This window comes from Rhodococcus sp. I2R, assembly GCF_020889545.1.
Classification (GTDB): domain Bacteria; phylum Actinomycetota; class Actinomycetes; order Mycobacteriales; family Mycobacteriaceae; genus Rhodococcoides.
On the sequence record NZ_JAHUTG010000013.1, the window covers coordinates 116853 to 140721 of the forward strand.

The following is a 23869-nucleotide window of genomic DNA, read 5'->3' on the forward strand; positions in this document are numbered from 1 at the left end:
TGATGTTCTCGATGCCGGATTCGCTCGCCTTTTTCGCATCTGTCGCCTGGGAAATGGCGTCCGAAGCGGACGGGGCCTCGGAATCGCTTCGGGTCTCTTTGTTCGAACGGGCCCAGGATTTCGAGTCGGGAGCGTCTGTGCCGGAATCGTCCCAGGTCAGAGATGGTGCCGGTGTACCCGCGGCGCGGATCGGACCCGGAACTCGGTAAGGTAGCCAGGCCAGATGCACCAGCAATCGCACCCGAAAGCAGCGGAGGTACACACGCGTGGCTCTCATCGTCCAGAAGTACGGGGGATCGTCGGTGGGCACCGCCGAACGTATCCGACGCGTCGCTGAACGAATCGTCGAGACCAAGAAGGCAGGCAACGACGTCGTCGTCGTGGTCTCCGCGATGGGTGACACCACCGACGAGCTACTCGATCTCGCACAGCAGGTGTGCCCGGCGCCACCGGCGCGCGAGATGGACATGCTGCTCACCTCCGGCGAGCGTATCTCGAACGCACTCGTAGCGATGGCGATCGCCTCGCTCGGCGCCGAGGCGAGGTCGTTCACCGGCTCGCAGGCCGGCGTGGTCACCACCAGCGTGCACGGCAACGCCAAGATCATCGACGTCACACCGGGTCGTGTTCGGAGCGCCCTGGACGAAGGATCGATTGTGCTCGTCGCCGGTTTCCAGGGCGTCAGCCAGGACAGCAAAGACGTCACGACGCTCGGTCGCGGCGGCTCCGACACCACCGCCGTTGCGCTCGCGGCCGCGCTGAACGCCGACGTATGCGAGATCTACACAGATGTCGACGGCATCTTCACCGCCGATCCGCGCATCGTGCCCAACGCACGTCACCTCGACACCGTCTCGTTCGAGGAGATGCTCGAGATGGCTGCCTGCGGCGCCAAGGTGCTCATGCTGCGCTGCGTCGAATACGCGCGTCGCTACAACGTTCCAGTACACGTTCGGTCGTCGTACACCACCAAACCCGGAACCATCGTCTCCGGATCTATGGAGGACATTCCCGTGGAAGAAGCAATTCTCACCGGCGTCGCACACGATCGCAGCGAGGCGAAGGTCACCGTCGTCGGCATTCCCGACGCGCCCGGCTACGCGGCCAAGGTCTTCCGCGCCGTCGCCGACTCGGAGATCAACATCGACATGGTGTTGCAGGGCGTCTCCAAGGTGGACACCGGCAGGACCGACATCACGTTCACGTGTCCCAGGTCCGACGGCCCGACCGCCGTGGAGAAGCTCACCAAGCTCCAGTCGGAGATCGGCTTCACCCAGGTGCTCTACGACGACCACATCGGCAAGGTCTCGCTCGTCGGTGCCGGTATGAAGAGCCACCCGGGTGTGACGGCGACGTTCTGTGAAGCACTCGCCGACGCCGGTATCAACATCGACTTGATCAGCACCTCGGAGATCCGAATCTCGGTGCTGTGCAGTGACACTCAGCTCGACGACGCGGTCCGCGTGCTGCACGAGGCCTTCGACCTCGGTGGCGAGGACGTCGCGGTCGTACACGCAGGAACAGGACGGTAGAAAAATGACCACAGTTGCAGTAGTAGGTGCCACCGGCCAGGTCGGTGCCGTCATGCGAACACTGTTGGAGCAACGTAACTTCCCCGCCGACACCGTGCGATTCTTCGCCTCGGCTCGGTCTGCGGGCAAGAAGCTGCCGTTCCGCGGGGAAGAGATCATCGTCGAGGACGCATCCACCGCGGACCTCTCCGGCATCGACATCGCGCTGTTCTCCGCGGGGGCGACCCTCTCGCGTGAGCAGGCGCCACGCTTCGCCGAGGCCGGGGCCGTCGTCATCGACAACTCGTCGGCGTTCCGCAAGGACCCCGACGTGCCGCTCGTCGTCAGCGAGGTCAATCCGGAGGAGGCGAAGAATCCCCCGAAGGGCATCATCGCCAACCCCAACTGCACCACCATGGCCGCCATGCCGGTGCTCAAGGTGCTGCACGATGAAGCCGGCCTGACGCGTTTGATCGTCTCGAGCTACCAGGCGGTGTCCGGTAGTGGCCTCGCCGGTGTCGACGAGCTCGCCACCCAGGCACGCGCCGTCATCGACGACGTCGAGAAACTGGTCCACGACGGTTCCTCGGTGGACTTTCCGGCTCCCGACAAGTACGTCGCGCCCATCGCGTTCAACGTGCTGCCGCTCGCCGGCGCCATCGTCGATGACGGATCGGGCGAGACGGACGAGGATCAGAAGCTCCGCAATGAATCACGCAAGATCCTCGGCCTCCCGGATTTGCTGGTCAGCGGCACCTGCGTGCGCGTACCGGTGTTTACCGGACACTCGCTCTCGATCAACGCCGAGTTCGCTCGGGAGCTGACCGTCGAGCGAGCCCGAGAGTTGCTCGCCTCGGCCCCCGGCGTGGAACTGACCGACGTGCCTACCCCGCTCCAGGCCGCGGGCAAGGATGTTTCTCTCGTCGGCCGTATCCGTCGGGACCCGGGTGCACCCGAGGGCCGCGGTCTCGCACTATTCGTCTCGGGCGACAACCTGCGCAAGGGTGCGGCGCTGAACACGATTCAGATCGCCGAACTGCTCGTTTAGGCGCCTTCGGCGTATGTGAGTGGAAATACGTGTCCCGCTATGTATTTCCACTCACATGCGCGGAGCGCCTTCGCCCGACCCGTCGAAGACGTGCGCATGTGCCTCGTCGAACCGCACGGCCACCACATCGCCCTTCTGGGGTGGGTCACGCCAATCCGCACGCGCGACGATGGTCTGCGTCCGACCGTTGATGTCGGCGCGACCGAAGACGAAAGCCTCCGAACCCAGCTCCTCGACCACATCGATCTCCAGCTTCAATCCCGACGAGACGATCTCGACGTGTTCCGGCCGAATGCCGAACATCACCTCGGAGCCACTGCAGCGGGCCAGGACATCGCGCGGAATCGGAACGACCTGGTCGCCGATCCGCACTCCGCCGTCGGTGATCGGGGCGCTGAACAGGTTCATCGACGGGGATCCCATGAACCCGGCGACGAAGACGTTCGCGGGAGTTCGGTACAGCTCGCGCGGCGTGGCGCACTGCTGCAGCTTCCCATCCTTGAGCACCGCGACGCGGTCGCCCATGGTCATCGCCTCCACCTGGTCGTGGGTGACGTACACCGTGGTGGTGGCCAGCCTGCGCTGCAGCTGCGCGATCTGCGTGCGGGTCTGAACTCGGAGTTTCGCGTCCAGATTCGACAGCGGCTCGTCCATCAGAAAGACCTGCGGCTGACGGACGATGGCCCGGCCCATGGCCACGCGCTGGCGTTGCCCTCCCGAGAGCGCCTTCGGCTTCCGATCGAGGTAGTCCTCGAGGTCCAGGAGCTTCGCGGCTTCGAGGACGCGTGTTCGGATCTCCTCCTTGCCGGCTTTGGCGAGCTTGAGCGCGAAGCCCATGTTCTCGGCGACGCTCATGTGCGGGTAGAGCGCGTAGTTCTGGAACACCATCGCGATGTCGCGGTCCTTGGGTTCGGAATGCGTGACGTCCGAGCCGCCGATGAGAATGCGACCGCTGTCGACCTCCTCGAGGCCGGCGAGCATGCGCAGAGATGTGGACTTGCCGCAGCCCGACGGGCCGACGAGAACGAGAAATTCGCCGTCGGCGATCTCGAGGTCGAGGGCGTTGACCGCGGGCACCTCAGAGCCCGGGAAAAGCCTGGTGGCGCGGTCGAACGTGATAGATGCCATGGGTATGTGTGATCCCTCCACCGGCAGGAACGTGCCGGACGATCCGAGTGACGGGTGTCGACGGGTGTCGACGAGGCAACATAGTATGGCGGCGGGAGTGGAGCCTGCGGAACGACCCTGGGTGAAGCTTGCAGTGGAGCCTGCGGAATGCCCCTGGGTGAAGCTTGCAGTGGAGCCTGCGGAACGACCCTGGGTGAAGCTTGTAGTGGAGCCTGCGGAATGACCCTGGTATCCATGCCACGGTCTGGGATGGGGAGGGTACGGCTTGAACGAGGTCTCTCGCAGGTCGGCCTTCCGTGCGGCCGGTGTCATGGCGCTCGTTGCGGGGGCGGCAGCGCTCCCGTCCAGTTCTCGGGCTCGCCACGCGTTCGCTGACGACATCTTCGGCGGCAACAGTCCGCTGCTGTTCCACTCTCCGCCGCTGCAACCGTTCCGGGACGAGCTGCCACGCCTGCCGATGCTCACCGGCACCGACCTTTCGCTCGAGGCGCGCAGCAGTGTGCATCGCTTCCATGCCGATCTGCCGGAGGGGCCCACCTTCGGGTACGGCGAATGCAACTACCTGGGCCCGACGATCGAGAGCGTGCAAGGCCAGCCGTGGACGCTGCGGTACACCAACAGCACCGAGGGCAATCCACTCGCCGCCGACGTCGACACCGCCTTGCACGGCCTGAGCGAGCGCGATCGCGAGCAGACAGCGACCACGCTGCACTTGCACGGCGGAATCACGTCGCCCGAGAGCGACGGTCACTCGGAGATGCTCGTGCAGCCGGGTGAGTCCCTCACACACAATTTCTCGGGGCTCAACGAATCCGCTGGTCTGTGGTACCACGATCACGCCATGTCGATGACGCGTATCAACGTCTATGCCGGTCTCGTCGGTGTCAATCTTGTTCGTGATCAGTTCGATTCGGGTTCGGCAGACAATTCGCTCGGTCTACCGTCCGGTGAATTCGAGGTACCTCTGGTACTGCAGGAAAAGATCATGAATCCCGACGGCAGCATGAGCCTGCGTACCAACATCACCGTGCCGCAAGGCAAGTGGGAAGGTGGCGGTACCGGCGACGTGGGCGTCGTCAACGGAAAGATCTGGCCGACGATGGAAGTTGCGCGAGGGATGTACCGCTTCCGTATCGTCAACGCAGGTTCGTACAGTGTGTGGAATCTGTTTCTCAGCAATCGAATGACGTTCTGGGTCATCGGAAACGACGGCGGTTTGCTCGACGCCCCCGTCCGGACCGAGAGCATCCGCTTGGCCCCCGCTGAACGCCTCGACGTGTTGGTGGACTTCGGATCGGTCGAGCCGGGTGAGGTGATCGAGCTCCGCAACGACGAGCCGCCGCCCGCACAGGCCGCGTCGCTGGGCGCGGTACCGATGCCGCTGTTCTGTCAGTTCAGGGTGGCGTCGGGACGCGGTTTCGCCGGAGAGATCATGACGATGTATCGCGGCGGCAAGGGACAACCGGCTTTGCTCCCGGAGATACCCCTCGCGCAGGTGCAGCGGACCGTGACAGTCAATCAGCCGTCGGCGGGACTGTCTTTGGCGCCGCCGATGATGACACTGAACAATCTTCGCTACAGCGACCCCGATATCGAGATGCCGGCGCAGGGCGCCGTCGAGCAGTGGAACATCGTCAACACCACGCTCGAGCCGCACCCGATCCATCTGCATCTGGTGCACTTTCGCACCCTCGGCCGCGCTCCGGTGGATCTCGCGGCGTACATGCGTGATCACCCGCGGCCCGATATCGGCGTCAAGTGGGCGCCGGACGTGGAGCGTTACGTCACCGGTCCGCTCGCACCGCCGCCGGCGTGGGAAGCGGGGGCGAAGGACACCGTCAACACATACCCCGGCACGGTGACGCGCATTCTGGTGCGTTTCCCGACCGGCGATGAGCTCGGATTCGATCCCGACGCCACGTTCACGGCGCCCTCCAGCGGCAATCGCTCGAGCCACGACATGGGCCACGACATCGGCCACGGCGCGGGGCACGATATGGGCGCAGGGGCCGAGCTGCAGGGCTACATGTGGCACTGTCACATGCTCGATCACGAGGATCACGAGATGATGCTGCGGTACCGGGTGGTCTGACCCTGTGGGGTCGCGCGGCTTTTCGCACACTTTTCGGCTGTCCGCGCGTGTTGCAGCCTGTGCGAACGACTGAAACCTGCGCGAACAGCCATGCGACCCGCGCTCGCGCACAGCTCATTTACAAGCAGTCTGGATTGTTTGTTGATTTGACGCTATGGTCGCAAGTGTGACCCAAGCCACCGAGGTTCCAGAGAGGCGAACCCAAGCCGAACGTACGGCCGGTACGCAGGCGAAACTGCTCGACGCCGCTATCGACTGCCTCGTCGAACTCGGCTTCGCCAAGACCAGCACTCAGGAGATCGCCCGCCGTGCCGGAGTATCGCGCGGCGCTCAGCTGCACCACTTTCCGACCAAGGAATCGCTGGTGACCGCAGCCGTCGGACACCTCGTCGAGAAGCGCCTCGCCGAGATCCTCGAGGCCGATCCCGATCCCGATCGCGGCGTCGAGGTGCTCAGCGAGGCATTCTCCGGCCCACTGTTCTACGCGGCGCTCGAGCTGTGGGTGGCAGCGCGGACCGACCCCGCGCTGCACGAGGCCATGGTCCCGCTGGAACGTCGGGTCTCCGAGGCGATCATGGGCGGCGCGACCGCGATCATGGGCAGCCGCATGACGAACGAATCGATCGAACTCACCGTCGAATTGGCCCGCGGTCTCGCGGTCTCGGCACTCTTCCGCACGCCCGACGCCGATGCTGCGCTTCGGGCCCGACTGCTCCCTGTCTGGGAGTCGAAGGTGGTCACTTCATGACAGTTCCAGAATCGGTACGCGTACTCGTCGTCGGAGCGGGCTTCGCCGGCATCGCCGCCGCAGCACGCATTCTCGACGATGATCCCAGTGCGGACGTGTTGATCATCGAGCGCGCCTCGGAGGTCGGCGGCACCTGGCGAGACAACACCTACCCGGGTTGTGCCTGCGATGTGCCGACCTCGCTGTACTCGTTCTCGTTCGCCCCCAGCCCCGACTGGACGCACACCTTTGCGCGCCAACCGGAGCTTTTCACCTACCTGCGCGGCGTCGTCGATTCGCTCGGCCTGCGTAGCCGGATCGTCTTCGACTGCGAGCTCACCTCCGCGGTGTGGAATCCCGAGCGATCGCAGTGGAACGTCGAAACCTCGCAGGGGCCGGTGAGCGCCGAAGTACTCGTCGCGGCCACCGGCGCGCTCTCGACACCGAAACTGCCCGATGTTCCGGGCCTCGACATCTTCGGCGGCACCATGTTCCACTCCGCAACGTGGAATCACGATCACGATCTCACCGGGGAACGGGTCGCGGTGATCGGGACCGGCGCCTCGGCGGTGCAATTTGTGCCCGAGATCGTCGACCGGGCCGAGCGGCTCACCGTCTTCCAGCGGACCCCGGCCTGGGTGGTGCCCCGCCTCGACCGAACCCTCGGCAAGCTCGAAAAGGCCATGTACAAGCGGTTCCCTTCGACGCAGAAGGCAGTGCGCGGCGTTATCTACGGCTACCGCGAGGCATATGTCACCGCCCTCGCGCATCATCCCAAGGTGCTGCCGCTGATCTCGAACGTCGCGAAGATTCACCTGCGTCGACAGGTCAAGAACCCGGTCAAGCGCGCCGCGTTGACGCCCGACTTTCTTCTCGGCTGCAAGCGCATGCTGCTGTCCAACGACTGGTTGAAGACGCTCGATCGAGACGACGTGGACCTCGTGGCCAGCCGGTTGACCCGGATCACCGAGGACTCGGTGATCGATGCGGACGGTAACTCGTACCCAGTGGACACGATCATCTTCGGCACGGGATTTACCCCCACCGAACCGCCGATCTCGAACGCCCTGGTCGGTACGGACGGTCGCACGCTGGCCGAGCACTGGGGTGGCAGTCCCAACGCTTTCCGCGGCACCACCGTGCACGGATTTCCCAACCTCTTCCTGATGTACGGCCCCAACACCAACCTCGGGCACAGCTCCATCGTCTACATGCTCGAGTCGCAGGCCAACTATGTGGTCGATGCGCTGCGCCGGATGGCCGATCACCGGCTGGCATCGGTGGAGGTCAGCGAACATGCGCAGCAGCAATACAACTCGTGGGTGCACGACTCGCTCGCGGGGACGGTGTGGAACTCCGGTGGTTGCTCGAGCTGGTACCTCGATGCTCAGGGGCGCAACCCGGTGATGTGGCCCACGTACACCTTCAAGTTCCGCAACTCGACACGCACATTCGACCTCGGGCACTACGAGGGCGCACCAGCGAAAGAAGGCCAACAGGTATGAGCGACTTCGATGTCCTCGTCATCGGATCTGGATTCGGTGGCAGTGTCGCGGCACTGCGTGCAGTCGAAAAAGGTTACAGCGTTGGAGTTCTCGAATCCGGTCGCCGCTTCACCGACGAGGAGCTACCCAAGACCAGCTGGCGGCTGCGCAAGTATCTGTGGGCACCTGCGCTGGGATGCTATGGACTCCAACGCATTCACCTCCTGCCGGACGTCCTTGTCATGGCGGGAGCGGGTGTGGGCGGCGGATCGCTGAACTACGCCAACACCCTGTATCAGCCGCCCAAGCGATTTTTCGAGGATCCGCAGTGGGCCTCGATCACGGACTGGCACCGCGAACTCGGACCGTACTACGACCAGGCGAAGCGCATGCTCGGCGTCGAGACCAATCCGTCGATCACCCCGTCGGACAAGGTGATGAAAGAGGTCGCCGAGGACATGGGCGTCGGCGACACGTTCGTCAGTACACCGGTCGGCGTCTTCTTCGGCACGCCCGGACAGCCGTCGAAGGACCCGTTTTTCGGCGGCGTCGGTCCCGAGCGGACCGGCTGCACCGAATGCGGGTCGTGCATGACCGGATGCCGCGTGGGTGCGAAGAACACCCTCGTCAAGAACTACCTGTATCTCGCCGAACAGGCAGGCGCCGAGGTGATGCCGTTGACGACCGTCACAGGCGTCCGTCCTGCTCCGGGTGGCGGATACGAGGTGATCACGCGCCGAACCGGTGGAAAACTACGGCGTAAGGAGACGGTGCTGACGGCCGATCAGGTGGTGTTCGCGGCCGGCACCTACGGAACGCAGAAGCTGATGCTGGCCATGAAGGAAGACCGGATGCTGCCGAAGTTGTCCGATCGAATCGGCAGCAAGGTTCGTACCAACTCCGAGGCCGTGCTCGCCGCGACGGCCCGCGGACGCGAGATCGACTACACCGAGGGCGTGGCAATCACCTCCTCGTTCCATCCCGACGACCACACGCACATCGAACCGGTGCGATACGGCAAGGGCAGCAACGCGATCGGGCTGCTGCAGACCGTTCTCAGCGACGGCGGCGGCCGCACTCCCCGAGTGGTGAAGACCATCGGTGTGGCACTGCGACATCCGGGAGCCGCGTGGCGGAGTCTGTCCGTGCGGCGCTGGTCCGAGCGCACCGTCATCGCGCTGGTGATGCAGACCGACGACAACTCCCTCGAACTGGGCTCGAAAAAGGGACTGTTCGGACGACGTCTGACCAGTAAGCCGGGCGCCGGTGACCCGCCGCCGTCGTGGATTCCGCAGGGCCACGAGGCAATCAGGCTCCTCGCCGACAAGATCGGCGGTGATCCTGGTGGGTCCATTGCCGAGATCGTCAACATACCGATGACCGCCCACTTTCTCGGGGGCTGCGCGATCGGCGAAACCGCCGAGCAAGGCGTCGTCGATGCGTATCACCGGGTGTACGGGTACGACGGACTTCACGTCGTCGACGGTTCGGCCATCAGCGCCAACCTCGGCGTCAACCCGTCGCTGACCATCACCGCCCAAGCCGAACGCGCCTTGGCGCTGTGGCCGAACAAGGGCGAGCAGGATCTGCGGCCTGAACTCGGGTCCGCTTACCGTGAGATCCTGCCGACGCCTCCCCGTCGGCCGGTGGTTCCCGCAGCGGCTCCCGGCGCGTTGCGTCTGCCGCTCACAGTGAAAGGAAGCTCGACATGTGGAGCGTGACCGAATCGCAGTCCGAGCGTGTCGAGTGGCCGCAGAGCCCGCCGCCGCCCTGGCCTGCGGATGTTCGAGCGACCATCTGGTTTCACCGCGCGACGGTGTCGGGGCGAGCGTTGCTGCCGGCGTCCTCCATCCCGGTGACCATGGTGATGGTGGTCGACTATCTGAGTTCACCGGTTGGCCCGTATCGGGAGATTCTCGCGAGCCCGGTGCTCCGACGCCCCGGTTCCGGCCTGGGGGTGATACCGAGGATGGCAGTGCCCTTCATCGCAGTCGATTCGGAGGAATCGGTGCACGGCGGCCGGTCGCACTGGCATCTGCCGAAGGTGATGGCGGACTTCGACGGTGATGTCCTCGGCGATTTCTCGGCCACGGGTGAGAACTGGGAGGTCCGGACGAGTTCGCGCGGTATCGGTCCTACCTGGCCCATCATGGGTGCGATGGGATTCGCGCAACCGAGTGATTCAGTGTTCGAGTTGGGCGGGGCGAAGCTGAAGGGCAAGGCGAGGCTGTGCCGCGTCGATGTCACCGCGAGCGGCCCGACGCTGGGTTCGTGGGTGAAAGCCGGAACCCATTTCGGTCTGCAGATCGTCTCGGGCTCGATGTCCACCGGCCCTGCGACGCAGGTCGACGCGAGGTAGGCACTCCCATGCCCCTTTTCTTGACTTAGTCCAGAAAAGGGGCATACTGGGGAACATGCCCTTGGACGATGTGACTGCGGACCCGGTTGCGCTGCTGCGCTCCGTCGGGCTGCGCGTCACGGGTCCTCGTGTAGCGGTGTTGAACGCGGTTGCAGCCCGGCCGCACTCCGACGCCGACGACGTGGCTGCCTCGGTGCGATCCGAGGTCGGTTCGGTGTCGATGCAAGCGGTGTACGACGTGCTGCGCGCCTGCGTGAATGCCGGACTTTTGCGTCGGATCGAGCCGGCAGGCTCACCGGCGCTGTACGAAAGCCGAACCGGCGACAATCACCACCACCTGGTGTGCCGTCAGTGCCACAGGGTGGTCGACGTCGATTGCGTTCTCGGTGCCGCGCCATGTCTGGATCCGTCGGATTCGCAGGGTTTCGTCGTCGACGAGGCCGAGGTGGTGTTCTGGGGCGTCTGTGCCGAGTGTGCGTCCGGACAGGATTCGGCACGCTCCGTTTCGGTTATATCCACCGAGTAGCACGACACCGACGCACGAGCGTCACAGAATTCTGCCTCTCGAGCCAGCCCCTCGACAGGCTCCAGTGAAGTGATTTTAGGAGGCTTTGCTCATGACCGAGCCGACCACCCAGCCGAAGACCACTCCGGCAACCACGAGTAACTCGGGTATCCCCGTCCCCAGCGACGACCAGTCGTTGACCGCTGGCACGCAGGGCCCGATCCTGCTCCACGACCACTACCTCATCGAGAAGATGGCGCAGTTCAACCGTGAGCGTGTCCCGGAGCGCGTCGTGCACGCCAAGGGTGCGGGCGCATTCGGTGAACTCGAAATCACCGGAGACATCAGCAAATACACCAAGGCCAAGGCGCTACAGCCCGGCGCGAAGACCGAGATGCTCGCGCGTTTCTCCACCGTCGCCGGTGAGCAGGGCAGCCCGGATACCTGGCGCGACCCGCGCGGTTTCTCGCTCAAGTTCTACACCGAGGAAGGCAACTGGGACCTCGTCGGAAACAACACCCCGGTCTTCTTCGTCAAGGATCCGATCAAGTTCCAGGACTTCATCCGCAGCCAGAAGCGCATGCCCGATTCCGGCCTGCGCGACCACAACATGCAGTGGGACTTCTGGACGCTCTCGCCCGAGACCGCGCACCAGGTCACCTGGCTGATGGGTGACCGTGGCATCCCGAAGTCGTACCGCCACATGGACGGATTCGGCTCGCACACTTACCAGTTCATCAATGATGCCGGTGAGAAGAACTGGGTCAAGTTCCACTTCAAGACCGATCAGGGTATCGACTTCCTGACGCAGGAGAAGGCTGACGAGCTCGCCGGCACCTCGCCCGATCATCATCGACAGGATCTGTTCGGCTCGATCAAGGAAGGTAACTTCCCCAGCTGGACGCTGAAGGTGCAGATCATGCCGTACGAGGACGCGGAGGGCTACAAGTTCAACCCGTTCGACCTCACCAAGGTCTGGTCGCAGAAGGACTACCCGTTGATCGAGGTCGGCAAGATGACGCTCAATCGCAACCCGGAGAACTTCCACGCGCAGATCGAGCAGAGCTCGTTCGAGCCGTCCAACCTGGTTCCCGGAATCGGCGTCAGCCCGGACAAGATGCTGCTTGGCCGCATCTTCTCCTACGCTGACGCGCACCGCTACCGCATCGGTGCGAACTACGCGCAGCTGCCGGTCAACGCGCCGAAGTCGCCGGTGAACTCGTACTCCAAGGACGGGGCGATGCGATACTCGTTCAACTCCCCGCAGACGCCGGTGTACGCACCCAACTCGTACGGTGGCCCGCACGCGGACACCGCGAAGTACGGCAACGACGGGTCGTGGGACTTCGAGCCGCGCTTCGTCCGCACCGGTTACGTCGAACACCCCGAGGACGGCGACTTCGTCCAGCCCGGGACGCTCTACCGCGAGGTCATGGACGACGGCCAACGCGAACGCCTCGTGGGCAACATCGTCGGGCACGCGCTCAACGGAGTGACCGAGCAAGTCCTGGCGCGAGTGTTCGACTACTGGAAGAACGTCGACGCCGATCTCGGCAAGAAGGTCGAGGAAGGCGTCCGGGCAGGGCAGGGCAGTGTCGCACCCACGACCAGCCAGTCGCCGACCACACCCGGAGACGAAGCCGAACAGGTCTAAAGTAGTAACCCCTTACGAGGAGGAATCAATGACCAATCCCATCACCAGCACACTCGACGCCGGCCAGCAGAAGATAGCCGGAGATGCCCTGCAGGGCACCGTCGTCGACCTCATCGACCTGTCCCTGATCGCCAAGCAAGCGCATTGGAACGTCATCGGAAGGAACTTCCGATCGGTTCACCTCGCGCTCGACGAATTGGTCACAGCGGCACGTGAATTCACCGACAGTGCCGCCGAGCGGGCCACCGCGATCGGGGTCAGTCCCGATGGGCGTTCGGCTACGGTGTCCACCACTGCCGGCACCAAGGGATTCGGCGAAGGTTGGACCAAGGACGATCAGGTGATCGCCGCCGTCGTCGACAACCTGGCGGCCGTGATCGACCGTCTCCGGAGTCGAATTGCCGACACCGAGGCGGCAGACCCGGTCACCCAGGATCTGCTGATCTCCATCACCGCGCGGCTCGAGCAGCTGCACTGGATGTGGCAGGCTCAGGTCGACTGAGTCGGAATACTCCACGGAGAAGGCCCCCTCGTACGCGAGGGGGCCTTTTTCGACGTTTCCCCGCCGCCAGCCGGGGTAAGCGTTCATTCATGACTTCTGGTGCAGGTGCAGTTCTGTTCGATATCGACGGCACGTTGGTCGACTCGAACTACGTACACGTCGATACCTGGTCGCGCGCATTCGCCGACGCAGGTATCACGGTGCCGTCGTGGCGCATTCATCGTTGCATCGGAATGGACGGCGAGAAACTGCTCGAGGAACTCGTCGGATCCTCCGACAGTGCGGCCGCGCTGGAAGCGAAGGAGCTGCACAGCTCCTATTACGCCGAGGCGAGCAAGCGCCTGCAGATACTTCCTGGATCACGGGAGTTGTTGCAGCGAATCGAGGATCTGGGCTTGACCGTGGTGCTGGCGACATCGGCGCCCGAGGACGAGCTCGCCACCCTCCGGGACCTGCTCGATGTCGAGGAAATCGTGTCGGTGGTGACCTCGTCCGAGGATGCGGAGGTCGCCAAGCCGAGTCCCGAGATCATCGGTGTCGCACTCGAGCGTGCAGCAGTGGGCGCCGAGGACGCGGTCATGATCGGCGACAGCGTCTGGGACGTCGAGGCGTCGCGACGCGTCGGCGTGCGCTGCATCGGTGTGCGGTCCGGCGGAATCTCCGAGGCCGAACTGCGCGAGGCCGGCGCCGTGGCCGTCTACGACGATCCAGCGGCCATCATCGCCGATCTCGAAGCCGGCCCGATCTGGAGCTTGCCGCGCGCATGAGTCGGATCGAGGGCTGCGTCAGCGGGTTGAAAGCACGCAACACCTGAGATAGTGGATGCCGACGGTATTGGCTTCGTCGGCGTCCAGGAGCGAGATGAACCATGGGGCACGGCACCAGGCCGAGGACAGTCCGGACGCACTCGGCATGTGGCGGCTGTGCTGGGTGGCAGTGGTCTGTGGAGTGGTCATCGGCTTTGTCGGTGGGGCATTTCGATGGTGTCTTCGGCAAGCGGACGAGCGCAGGCTCGAACTCCTCGAGTGGGTGCATTCGGCCCCGGCCCCCGCGCTGTTGATTCCCATTGCGGTCACCGCTGGTGGAGCGGGATTGGCGGCCTTGATCGTCAGATGGACGCCGCTGGCGGCAGGGAGCGGAATTCAACACGTGGAGGCTGTCGCCAGGGGAGAGTCGCAGGCGCCGCCGCGCAGTGTGCTCCCGGCGAAGTTCATCGGCGGACTGCTCTCGATCGGTTCGGGCCTGGTGCTGGGTCGCGAGGGGCCGACAGTGCACATGGGAGCTGCCATCGGGGCCGAAGCAGGTAGGCGAGCGCGGCTCAGCAGCGCCGACTCCGCATCGATGCAGTCCTCGGTTGCGGGTGCCGGGCTCGCCGTGGCGTTCAACGCCCCCATCGGGGGAGCGGTGTTCGTCTTCGAGGAGGTAACGAAGTCCTTTCGTGCGCGGACCGTGCTGCCCACCCTTATCGCGGTAGCAGTCGGAGTCGGTTGTTCGCGAATGATCAACGGAGACAGGCCCGATTTCTTTGCAGGGGGCGTCGACGCGCCGTCGATTGCGCTACTGCCGTACTTCGTCGTGTTCGGGCTGACGGCAGGAGTCCTCGGCGTTCTGTACAGCAAGATGATTCTCGGCGCGGTCGACGTCGCGGAGAGGTTCGACAACGTTTCTCCCACGGTCCGCGCGGTGCTCATCGGCGCGCTCGTAGGGGCCCTGATGACGTTGGATCAGGGTTACGCCGGCGGCGGAGACGCGGTGGTGCAGTCGCTGATCGGGGGCGGCAATCCGGTTGTGCCCGTCGTCGCCGGGTTTCTCGTCATCCGTTTGATCACCGGGCCTCTGTCCTACGCCTCGGCCACTCCCGGAGGGCTGTTCGCGCCGCTGCTTGCGCTCGGCGCCCTGTGGGGTGCCCTCGTCGCGGGGGTCGGCGACGCTGCCCTGCCGGACATGAACACGCCATCGTTGCCTGCGATGGTCGTCGTCGGAATGGCCGCGCTCTTCGGTGCGGTTGTGCGAGCGCCGATTACCGGGATCGTGATAGTCGTCGAAATGACCGCAGTCACTTCGGTGACAGTCCCCATGCTCGCCGCTACCGCGGCAGCCGTCCTCGTCGCACACCTGGCAGGGTCGCCGCCGATTTACGACAGCCTGCGTCACCGAATGCTCGGCGACGGTCGAAGATGAACGAAAAAAGACCCGCCCGAAGAGTCAGGCGAGTCTTTGTTTCGATCTTGCTGTCGGGGTGGCGGGATTCGAACCCACGACCTCTTCGTCCCGAACGAAGCGCGCTACCAAGCTGCGCCACACCCCGTGTACCGCCTGGAGCAGTCTAGCTCACGACTGCCTCGGAACGCGAAACGGTCTCGTCCGACCCTTCTCGGGGACCCTTGCGTGGTGCAGCGGTGAGTGTCAACAGCGTCGCCTCGGGTCGGCAGCAGAAACGCGCGGGCGCGTAGGGCGATGTGCCGACGCCGGCCGAGACGTGGAGCTGTGTGTGGGCGCCCCACTTCGACGGTCCCTTCACACGTGAGCGGTCGATCTGGCAGTTGGTCACCAACGCGCCGTAGAACGGCAGGCACAGCTGTCCACCGTGGGTGTGACCGGCCAGCACGAGGTCGTATCCGTCGTCGGCGAACTTGTCGAGAACCCGCGGCTCCGGTGAGTGGGTGATACCCAGCCGCAGGTCTGCCAAAGGATTGGGTTGACCGGCGATGGTGTCGTAGCGGTCGCGCTTCAGATGCGGATCGTCGACGCCGGCGGAGGCGATGCGCACACCCGCAACCTCGAGCTCGCGGCGCACGTGCGTCACGTCGTGCCAACCGCGCTCGGTGAACGCGGCGCGCAGGTCCCGCCACGGTAGGGACTCGCCGAAGACACGCTTGTGGTCCTTGTTGAAGTACTTCAGCGGGTTCTTCGGCTTCGGGGCGAAGTAGTCGTTGCTGCCGAAGACGAACAGGCCCGGCCGGGACAGCAGCGGCCCGAGCGCCTGAACGACGGCAGGTACCGAACGCATGTGGGACAGATTGTCGCCGGTGTTGACCACCAGGTCCGGTTCCAGGCGGTCCAGCTCGCGGAGCCAATTCTGCTTCAGGCGCTGGCTGGGCATCATGTGCAGGTCGCTGATGTGCAGGACGCGCAGCGGCGACGAGTCGGGATCGAGGACGGCCATCGACGTCTCGCGCAGCGTGAAGGCATTGCGCTCGATGAGGGTGGCATATCCGACGCCCAGTGCGGCGGCGCCGGCCGTGGCGAGGGCGGCGCTCTTCATCGGTGAATCGGCTGCCCCAGCGCGAGCCTTGCCGGCGGCCGCGAGAAGTGCCGAAGCGTTGTTTTTGACGAACACGCTCACCACGATACGGCAGGGTGGGGAATCGACGTGCGGTCTCGGGCCGCGCCCGCGTAGCGTTCTGTCACATGTCAGAACTCAAGCCCGAATTGAAGACCAGGCTCCGATCCGACCTCACCGCGGCGATGAAGGCCAAGGACAAGCTGCGTTTGGCCACATTGCGCATGCTTCTCGCCGCGATCCAGACCGAGGAGGTATCCGGCAAGGAGGCGCACGAACTCACCGACGAGCAGGTGCTGAAGGTGCTCGCCAAGGAGTCGAAGAAACGCGGTGAATCGGCCGAGATCTACACGCAGAACGGACGCGGTGAGCTCGCGGCCACCGAGCACGCGGAAGCCCGGATCATCGACGAGTATCTCCCGACGCCGCTGACGGACGCCGAGCTCGCCGACGTCGCGGACACCGCCATCGCTCAGGTGGCCGAGGAGCTCGGTGAGCGCCCGGGAATGAAGCAGATGGGGCTGGTCATGAAGGCCGCCTCGGCGTTGGCCGCGGGCAAGGCCGACGGCTCTCGTGTGTCCAAGGCGGTCAAGGACCGCCTGTAGGCGCTGACGCGCATGTGCGCGGAAATACACTGTGCACCTGGGTCACTCCGCAGGCTGCGCTCCTGACCCTCCATGTATTTCCGCGCACATGCGGCGAAGCTGCCTACCGGGGCACGGTCAGCCCGGGAATCGCCGGTATCTGAATCGGCGGCAGCTCCGGGAGCTCGATGTCGGGCCGTGCCGGTTTGGCCGGTGCGGGAGGAGCCTCCCGCACCGATCCGTCGCTGACGTAGATCGTGATGGTGGATCCAGGGATCGCCGAGCCGGAGGGCGAGATCCCTGTGACGGTTCCCCGTGAGGACGAACTGGCCGTCATCACGGCTGTCACCTGGAAGCCTGCACCCTGCAGCGTCGAAGTTGCCGAGCTCTGGGTCTGACCGGTGACGTCGGGGACCTGCCCGTTGGCCGAACCACGGACGTACTTCTGATCCACCGGCGGCAACTCGACCGAACCGAAGTTGTTCGCGACGGGGTCAATGGCCTGGAACCAGGTACGAGCGGGCTCGTTACCGCCGAAGAGGTTGCCCGAGCCGCACGGTCGTAGTGGGAACGAGCAGATCTCACCGGGCGTCGGTGAGTCGCCGTAGGTGTACACCGCGGCGGCATAGCGATTGGTGAAGCCGAGGAAGCCGGAGGACATGTGCGACTCGGTGGTACCGGTCTTGCCGCCCATCGGCAGTGTCCAGCCGACCGAACCGGCAGCCGACGCCGAGGTGCCGCCCGCTTGATCGTCCTTGCTCATTGCGTTCATGAGGGTGTTGGCCAGGCCGGGCTCGACGACCTGCTCGCAGGGCTGCTGCGTGAGGGGCACGGGCTGGCCTTCGCGGTCGTAGACCGAATCGATGGGGGTGGGTGGGCACCACTTGCCGCTCGAGGCCAGCGTCGCAGCCACGTTCGACAGCTCCAGCGGGTTCACCCATGTCGGCCCGAGGGTGTAGGAACCGAGGTTCTGCGACTTCTGGAAGTCCGCCATGGACTGATCGTCGAAGCCCGAGGTGCCGGGGTTGGCGTAGGACCGCAAGCCCAGCCGTACGGACATGTCGACCACCGGGCTGACCCCGACCGACTCGATGAGCTTGACGAATGCCGTGTTCGGGGATTGGGCGAGGGCATCGGTGATGGACAGCGACGCCGGGTAGTTGCCGGCATTCTCGACGCAGTAGGTGTTGGCAGGGCACCCCGGTGCGCCACCGTCACCGAGACCCTTCACCTCGGCGCGACGCGGCACCTGCAGCGTCGCGCTGGTACCGAGGCCGCGCTCCATCGCCGCAGCCGTGGTGAAGACCTTGAAGATCGAGCCGGCACCGTGGCCGACGAGTGTGTAGGGCTGCGGCTGCACCGTCTCGTTGGTGTCGGCGTCGAGGCCGTACGTACGGCTGCTGCCCATGGCGAGAATCCGGTGCGAGTCCTGGCCCGGAGCGATGACGTTCATGACGGTCGCGACGCCGTTGAGGGTGGGGCTGGAATTCCCCACGAGCGCGGCCTTGGTCGAATCCTGGACCGCCGGGTCGAGGGTGGTGCGGATCAGGTAGCCGCCCTTGTCGATCTGTTCCCTGCTGATGCCGGCGTCGGCCAGGTACTGCAGTGCGTAGTCGCAGAAGAAGCCGCGGTCCCCTGCGGCGATGCAGCCGCGGGGGAGTGTCTGAGGAACGGGGAGCACGCCGAGCGGCTCGGTCTTGGCCTGCCTGAACTCGTCGGCTCGTTCCGGAATGTTCTCGATCATCGTGTCCAGCACGACGTTGCGTCGTTCGGTGACGCCCTGCTCGTTGGTGTACGGGTTGAGCGCCGAGCTCGACTGCACCATGCCCGCGAGCATCGCCGACTGCTTTGCGTCGAGGTCGCTGGCGTCGATGCCGAAGTAGGTCTGTGCCGCGTCCTGGATGCCGAACGAGGCGTTGCCGAACGGTACGAGGTTCAGGTACCGGGTGAGGATCTCGTCCTTGGTCAGTTCCTTGTCCAGCGTCAGCGCCATCCGGATCTCGCGGATCTTGCGAGCGGGAGTCGTCTCGATGGCGGCACGTCGCTCGGCGTCGGTCTTGGCGACGACGAGTAGCTGGTAATTCTTGACGTACTGCTGGTCGAGGGTGGACGCACCTTGCTCGACCTGACCGCTCGTGGTGTTGGTGAGGAAGGCGCGCAGCGTGCCCTGCCAGTCGACGCCCTGGTGCTCGGCGAATCGCCGGTCCTCGATGGAGACGATCGCCAGTTTCATCTGATTGGAGATCTGATCGCTCGGGACTTCGAATCGGCGTTGCTCGTACAACCAGGCGATGGGATTGCCCGCCGAGTCGACCATCGTGGACACGGCAGGCACCGTTCCCTCGACGAGCTCGGCCGACACATTGTCGACGGTGTCCGCCGCGCGGTTGGAGGCGTAGCCGAACCCGCCTGCCAACGGAAACATCACTCCGGCCAACAGCGCACCCGCAAGTGCGGAACATCCGGCGAGCTTCGCCACGGTTTTTCCAACTGACACGTAGGACAGCGTACGTGGGCCCCTGCGGGTCTCCCACGAATCGGGTCGTTCAGTCGGCTCGAGGACTGCCGTGCTGATTCTCGCGCGGGGTCCCGCTCATCTGAGCGGAGTCGGTCTTCGGCGTCGAACCGCAGGTCGAGACGGTCGTACCAGAAATTTGCTCATCTCGTCTTGCGTTCGACGCTCAATTTCCCTAAATTATGGACACGGTGTGATTCACATAACACTTGTATATGAATGTGGGGCAGCTCCTAGATCCATGTGCTTCAAGCAGTGGAGAACAGGGTTTTTGAGCTTGTGGAACGTTCAGCGAGAACGTTCGAATTGCAAAGGGGATCCGCAATGCACACAACGGCAGCACCTACGCGGCTAGATGTGGAAGAAGCAGAAGCACGCATTGCGTGGGTGACACAGGCTCGGTGCAAGGGCACGGACCCGGACCAGCTTTTCGTTCGGGGGGCAGCGCAGCGCAAAGCTGCAACCATTTGTCGACACTGCCCAGTTTTGATGCAGTGCGGAGCCGACGCGCTCGACAACCGCGTCGAGTTCGGGGTGTGGGGTGGAATGACCGAGCGTCAGCGGCGGGCGTTGCTCAAGCAGCACCCGGAGGTCGACTCCTGGTCGGAGTTCTTCGAGTCGCAGCGCCAGCAGCAGACCGCTATGTGACCCTTCCCAGCGCAGCTGGGCCCAGCGAGGCGGGCGTCAGGCCGACCGGGTCAACTGGTCGGCCACCGCACGCAGGGCGTGCAGATCCGACACCTCGAACGGTAGCGAGGGAACTCCGACGATCGGAACCCTCGGATGGGCAGAGGTGAACCGGCGGAGCATACGAAGCTCGCGTGCGGCTGTGACTGCGCGGGCCGCGTGAATGCGTAGTACGGCGGCGGTGAGCGCGGCGCTGGAGGTATCGGTTTCGTCGAGCAGATCGGCGGCCGTGACGGCGTGGTCGGCAGGCAGGTCCGCCAGGGTGGGGTGCGTCCGGTTCAGAACCAGGCCCGCCAGCGGCATTCCCTCGGAGCTGAGTCTGTCGACGAAGAACGCGGCCTCACGCAGCGCATCCGGTTCGGGTGCCGCGACGACGAGGAAGCTGGTCCCGCTCTGGCGCAGAAGCTGGTAGGTGTGGGTCGCGCGTTCCCGGAAGCCGCCGAACATCGAGTCCAGCGACTGTACGAACGCCGACGCGTCGGAGAGCATCTGGCTGCCGATGACCGTCGAGACTCCGCGCAGGGCCAGGCCCATCGCGCTTGTCACCAGCCTGGTGAGCCCGCGACCGGGCGCCATCAGTAGTCGAATGAATCGGCCGTCGAGGAACGATCCGAGCCGCTGTGGGGCGTCGAGGAAGTCCAGCGCATTTCGCGAGGGTGGGGTGTCGACGACGATCAGATCCCAGGTCGAATCCGCGGCGAGCTGTCCGAGCTTCTCCATCGCCATGTACTCCTGCGTGCCCGAGAACGACGAGGCCACAGTTTGATAGAACGGATTGGCCAGCACCTGCTCGGCCTTCTCCGGCGTCGAGTGCTCGATGACCATCTCGTCGAACGTTCGACGCATGTTGAGCATCATCGCGTGCAGCTCGCCTGTTGTGCCCTCGGGAAGTTTCACCGGCTGAGGCGAATTGTCGAGCTCGTCCACCCCCAGCGCCTGAGCGAGTCGACGCGCAGGGTCGATGGTGAGAACGACAACCTTGCGGCCACTTTCAGCGGCGCGCAGCGCCATCGACGCAGCCGTCGTCGTCTTTCCTACGCCGCCGGCGCCACACACGACCACGATGCGAGAGGACTCGTCGAGCAGAATTTTCTCGATGTCGAGTACGGGAGCTGCAGTACGCGTCATTTCACACCCTGTTCCTTCAGTTCGGCTGCGAGCTCGTAGAGTCCGCCGAGGTCTACGCCGTCGGCGAGCATCGGCAGGTACAGACGCGCGGTGTCGAGTTCGTCGAGTTGGGCCCCGCTGTCCACCTGCGCGGCGAGTGTCGAGGCGTGCTCGATGGTCTCGGTCAACAATCCCGCGAAGTCGTTGTCCGAGAGTGTTATCCCGGACTTGTCCAGTCCGGTCCGAATGGCCTGAGCGTCGAGCGACCCCTGGGCGGCCTCTTGGAGTTCCTCCGGTGTGAGGTACGTCGGCTCGGTCCGGTTGACGATGACGGTGCCCAATCGCAGGTCAGCTGCCTCGAGTTCACGCGCAGCGTCGGCGGTTTCCTGAACGGGCAACGCCTCGAGCAGCGTGACGAGGTGCACGACGGTGTCCGCCGAGTGCAGCAAACGCACGACGCCTTCACTCTGCGAACGCACCGGCCCCCCCTTGGCGAGATCTGCCATCGCCTTGGTGACGTCGAGGAAGTTTCCGATGCGTCCCGTCGGCGGAGAGTCGACGACGACTTCGTCGTAGACCCGCGATCCGAGCTGGTCGGTGCGGACGACGCATTCTTTGACCTTTCCGGTCAACAGCACGTCGCGCAGGCCCGGCGCGATGGTCGTCGCGAACTCGATGGCCCCGATCTTGCGCATCGCTCGACCGGCGAAGCCGAGGTTGTAGAACATGTCGAGATACTCGAGAAATGCGGTCTCGATATCGATGGCCAACGCGTAGACCTCGCCACCACCTTCAGCGGAGGCCACACGAGTCTCGACCGGCGGGAGCGGCGGTACGTCGAAGAGCTGGGCGATGCCCTGTCTTCCCTCGACCTCCACGAGGAGGACGCGCCGACCGTCGGACGCCAGCGCCAGTGCCAGCGCGGCGGCAACCGTCGACTTGCCTGTCCCACCTTTTCCGGAGACGAAATGCAGTCTCGCCGCTTCGGCCTTGTCCGGCCAGCCATGAATCCTTGGTGTACCCACATCACGACCATATAGACGAATCAGTCACTGGCTTGCCAGGAACATGCATTTCAGTTCGGCACCGTGGTTGCCTCCAGGACGTCTGCCACTGCTTTTTCGAGAATCTCCACATAGCGCGCGTGGTCGGGGAAGGTCTCAGGGCAGGCGGTGACGCATACCGTCACCGTGTTCCCGATCCCGTAGAAGCCGTGCGAGAGGGACCTGGCGGGCCCGAGCATCGGAAAACCCGCCGTCAGTATCGGCCGAGCTCCGCACAGTTCGATCCCTGCGTCGCCACGATTGACGCTGACGACGGTGACATTGGTCAGTACCGCCTCGGGCAGGTCGTGGCTGGGTCTCGCGTGCTTGGCTCCGCGCCTGCGGGCCGCGAGGAAGATCGGCGCGGGAATCTTGTTCTCGGCTCTGATCCACCTCGTCAGCAGCGGATCTACCACTGCGGTGCGGGCAGCGGACAGTGACGCGCGGATCGCCCCGGCTCGCTCGGTGAGATCGTCGATCTCGACGTGAAGATCGACGCTGCCGTTGACGATCCGGTTGACGGCCGGCCACCGAACTTCCTCGGGAAGCGCCATCGGAACCAGTGCATTGAGCGAGTCCGGGGTCGTGTCACCGGCGTCGGCGAGGTATCGGTCCGTCGCCAGGGATACCGCGGTGAGTGCGCATGTGGTGACCGAGAAGCTCGCGCGCCGGAATACACCTGGCGGACAGGCGATCATGTGGACCACGCGGCTGCGCATCGGTGCGGCGTTGCCCCGGACGGCGGGCCTGGCCGCGTCGCGGCTCGTCGGCCCGACACCGTGGGCGCGAACGAACGCGCGACGAGCTCGCGCGGCCCCCACCCGCGCGGCGAGGAGGCGGTACGGCAACTCGAGAAGCGAGGACACCGCGTGCGGAAGCTGCGTTCCGGGGGCGGCGGCAACAGACCCGGTGGTGGGTCCGGTGGGGAGTGTCGGTGTGAACAGCAACCGCGCCAGACGCGAGGCACCACGGCCGTCGGTCAACGCATGGCTGACCTGAAACACCACAACGGCAGCTTTCCCGTCGGCATGGGGAGCTCCCTCGACATCGCACGCAACATGAACGCGCCAGGGTGCTTCGGCGGCATCGACGGGGATCTGCACCAGGCCCTCGACCGCCCGGGGAACGTCTTCCCACGTCTGCGAGGGCAAGTCGACCACCCGAGAACGCAGCGATGCACCGTCGTGAATTCGATCGTCGTGAACCCACCGTGGGTAGTCGAGGTTGCCGGGCACCTCCTGCAGCCGGGTGAGGAGTTCCGGAACGCGAGCGGCGCGGGAGCAGACGAACTCCGCGATCTCCTCGAACGAGGCCGGCGCATCCCCGGGCCAGCCGAACGCCAACAGAACGTACTGGTCTCGGGAAAGGTCTTTCGATGCGTAGTGGAATGCGGCATCGATGATGTCGAGACGGCTCACAGCCCCGACCCTCTCACAGTGAAACTGCCGCCCGACTAGGCTCACGGTTCATGAGCGAAAAAGTCATCTGGGAGTACTTCTCCGCACCGGTCCTGATTCATGCCACCAAGCAGATACTCGACAACTACGGTTCCGAGGGCTGGGAGCTGGTGACCATCATGTCGGGACCCAACGGCGGCGACTCGTTGGTGGCCTACTTCAAGCGCCCCAAGTCCTGAGCGC

21 protein-coding genes and 1 tRNA gene are annotated in these 23869 nt (G+C 64.8%); 15 read left to right on the forward strand and 7 right to left on the reverse strand.

What is annotated here, in order from left to right:
- Nucleotides 1-266: 266 nt before the first annotated feature.
- Nucleotides 267-1532: an aspartate kinase gene (locus tag KVY23_RS15505; protein WP_206509023.1), complete on the forward strand. Its 1266-nt coding sequence runs from the start codon at nt 267-269 to the stop codon at nt 1530-1532.
- A gap of 4 nt (nt 1533-1536) precedes the next feature.
- Nucleotides 1537-2559 (forward strand): aspartate-semialdehyde dehydrogenase, encoded by a 1023-nt coding sequence (locus KVY23_RS15510; RefSeq protein WP_075838514.1) that lies wholly within the window; start codon nt 1537-1539, stop codon nt 2557-2559.
- Nucleotides 2560-2610: 51 nt separating this feature from the next.
- Here KVY23_RS15510 and KVY23_RS15515 read toward each other — a convergent pair whose 3' ends face one another.
- A complete protein-coding gene (locus tag KVY23_RS15515; RefSeq protein ID WP_230557343.1) occupies nt 2611-3687 on the reverse strand; it encodes an ABC transporter ATP-binding protein in 1077 nt (358 codons plus the stop codon).
- Nucleotides 3688-3952: 265 nt separating this feature from the next.
- Here KVY23_RS15515 and KVY23_RS15520 point away from each other — a divergent pair, with 265 nt between their 5' ends.
- The 10 genes from KVY23_RS15520 to KVY23_RS15565 all read left to right on the forward strand — a co-directional run bounded on the left by KVY23_RS15520 (nt 3953) and on the right by KVY23_RS15565 (nt 15191).
- On the forward strand, nt 3953-5779 hold the full coding sequence (locus KVY23_RS15520) for a multicopper oxidase family protein (protein ID WP_230557344.1): 1827 nt from the start codon (nt 3953-3955) through the stop codon (nt 5777-5779).
- 154 nt (nt 5780-5933) lie between these two features.
- Nucleotides 5934-6527, forward strand: a complete 594-nt coding sequence (locus KVY23_RS15525) for a TetR/AcrR family transcriptional regulator (RefSeq protein ID WP_230557345.1) — start codon at nt 5934-5936, stop codon at nt 6525-6527.
- Nucleotides 6524-8011, forward strand: a complete 1488-nt coding sequence (locus tag KVY23_RS15530) for an NAD(P)/FAD-dependent oxidoreductase (RefSeq protein WP_230557346.1) — start codon at nt 6524-6526, stop codon at nt 8009-8011. The genes KVY23_RS15525 and KVY23_RS15530 overlap by 4 nt, the downstream gene beginning before the upstream one ends.
- On the forward strand, nt 8008-9711 hold the full coding sequence (locus KVY23_RS15535; protein ID WP_206509027.1) for a GMC oxidoreductase: 1704 nt from the start codon (nt 8008-8010) through the stop codon (nt 9709-9711). Before KVY23_RS15530 ends, KVY23_RS15535 begins: the two co-directional genes overlap by 4 nt.
- Nucleotides 9699-10349, forward strand: coding sequence for an acetoacetate decarboxylase family protein (locus KVY23_RS15540; protein WP_230557347.1), 651 nt, complete (start codon nt 9699-9701; stop codon nt 10347-10349). Before KVY23_RS15535 ends, KVY23_RS15540 begins: the two co-directional genes overlap by 13 nt.
- Nucleotides 10350-10404: 55 nt before the next feature.
- Nucleotides 10405-10875, forward strand: a complete 471-nt coding sequence (locus KVY23_RS15545) for a Fur family transcriptional regulator (RefSeq protein ID WP_230557348.1) — start codon at nt 10405-10407, stop codon at nt 10873-10875.
- A gap of 91 nt (nt 10876-10966) precedes the next feature.
- Nucleotides 10967-12508 (forward strand): catalase, encoded by a 1542-nt coding sequence (locus KVY23_RS15550; RefSeq protein ID WP_230557349.1) that lies wholly within the window; start codon nt 10967-10969, stop codon nt 12506-12508.
- 28 nt (nt 12509-12536) lie between these two features.
- Nucleotides 12537-13010 carry a Dps family protein gene (locus tag KVY23_RS15555; RefSeq protein ID WP_075838468.1) on the forward strand — a complete coding sequence of 158 codons (474 nt, stop codon included), beginning with the start codon at nt 12537-12539 and terminating at the stop codon, nt 13008-13010.
- 89 nt (nt 13011-13099) lie between these two features.
- Nucleotides 13100-13777 (forward strand): HAD family hydrolase, encoded by a 678-nt coding sequence (locus tag KVY23_RS15560; RefSeq protein WP_230557350.1) that lies wholly within the window; start codon nt 13100-13102, stop codon nt 13775-13777.
- 94 nt (nt 13778-13871) lie between these two features.
- Nucleotides 13872-15191 (forward strand): ClC family H(+)/Cl(-) exchange transporter, encoded by a 1320-nt coding sequence (locus tag KVY23_RS15565; RefSeq protein ID WP_230557351.1) that lies wholly within the window; start codon nt 13872-13874, stop codon nt 15189-15191.
- A 53-nt stretch (nt 15192-15244) separates the two neighbouring features.
- On the opposite strand, the gene KVY23_RS15570 is transcribed toward KVY23_RS15565, so the two are convergent.
- A tRNA-Pro gene (locus KVY23_RS15570) sits at nt 15245-15318 on the reverse strand.
- 18 nt (nt 15319-15336) lie between these two features.
- On the reverse strand, nt 15337-16275 hold the full coding sequence (locus tag KVY23_RS15575; RefSeq protein WP_206509156.1) for a metallophosphoesterase: 939 nt from the start codon (nt 16273-16275) through the stop codon (nt 15337-15339).
- A gap of 146 nt (nt 16276-16421) precedes the next feature.
- Between KVY23_RS15575 and KVY23_RS15580 the strand changes: the two genes are divergently transcribed.
- On the forward strand, nt 16422-16898 hold the full coding sequence (locus KVY23_RS15580) for a GatB/YqeY domain-containing protein (protein ID WP_075838466.1): 477 nt from the start codon (nt 16422-16424) through the stop codon (nt 16896-16898).
- A 103-nt stretch (nt 16899-17001) separates the two neighbouring features.
- Here the strand turns inward: KVY23_RS15580 and KVY23_RS15585 are convergent, their stop codons facing one another.
- Complete coding sequence (locus KVY23_RS15585) at nt 17002-19356, reverse strand: transglycosylase domain-containing protein (RefSeq protein ID WP_308071004.1); 2355 nt, start codon at nt 19354-19356, stop codon at nt 17002-17004.
- Nucleotides 19357-19716: 360 nt separating this feature from the next.
- Between KVY23_RS15585 and KVY23_RS15590 the strand changes: the two genes are divergently transcribed.
- Nucleotides 19717-20040 (forward strand): WhiB family transcriptional regulator, encoded by a 324-nt coding sequence (locus KVY23_RS15590; RefSeq protein WP_075838464.1) that lies wholly within the window; start codon nt 19717-19719, stop codon nt 20038-20040.
- Nucleotides 20041-20076: 36 nt separating this feature from the next.
- Here the strand turns inward: KVY23_RS15590 and KVY23_RS15595 are convergent, their stop codons facing one another.
- Genes KVY23_RS15595 through KVY23_RS15605 form a run of 3 tightly spaced genes read right to left on the reverse strand, consistent with a single transcriptional unit; the run spans nt 20077 to nt 23647 of the window.
- Nucleotides 20077-21207 carry an ArsA family ATPase gene (locus KVY23_RS15595; RefSeq protein WP_230557352.1) on the reverse strand — a complete coding sequence of 377 codons (1131 nt, stop codon included), beginning with the start codon at nt 21205-21207 and terminating at the stop codon, nt 20077-20079.
- Nucleotides 21204-22211 (reverse strand): ArsA-related P-loop ATPase, encoded by a 1008-nt coding sequence (locus KVY23_RS15600; RefSeq protein ID WP_230557353.1) that lies wholly within the window; start codon nt 22209-22211, stop codon nt 21204-21206. The genes KVY23_RS15595 and KVY23_RS15600 overlap by 4 nt, the downstream gene beginning before the upstream one ends.
- Before the next feature lie 50 nt (nt 22212-22261).
- On the reverse strand, nt 22262-23647 hold the full coding sequence (locus tag KVY23_RS15605) for a wax ester/triacylglycerol synthase domain-containing protein (protein ID WP_230557354.1): 1386 nt from the start codon (nt 23645-23647) through the stop codon (nt 22262-22264).
- A gap of 50 nt (nt 23648-23697) precedes the next feature.
- Here KVY23_RS15605 and KVY23_RS15610 point away from each other — a divergent pair, with 50 nt between their 5' ends.
- Nucleotides 23698-23865, forward strand: a complete 168-nt coding sequence (locus KVY23_RS15610) for a DUF4177 domain-containing protein (protein WP_075838463.1) — start codon at nt 23698-23700, stop codon at nt 23863-23865.
- The last annotated feature ends 4 nt before the right edge of the window (nt 23866-23869 follow it).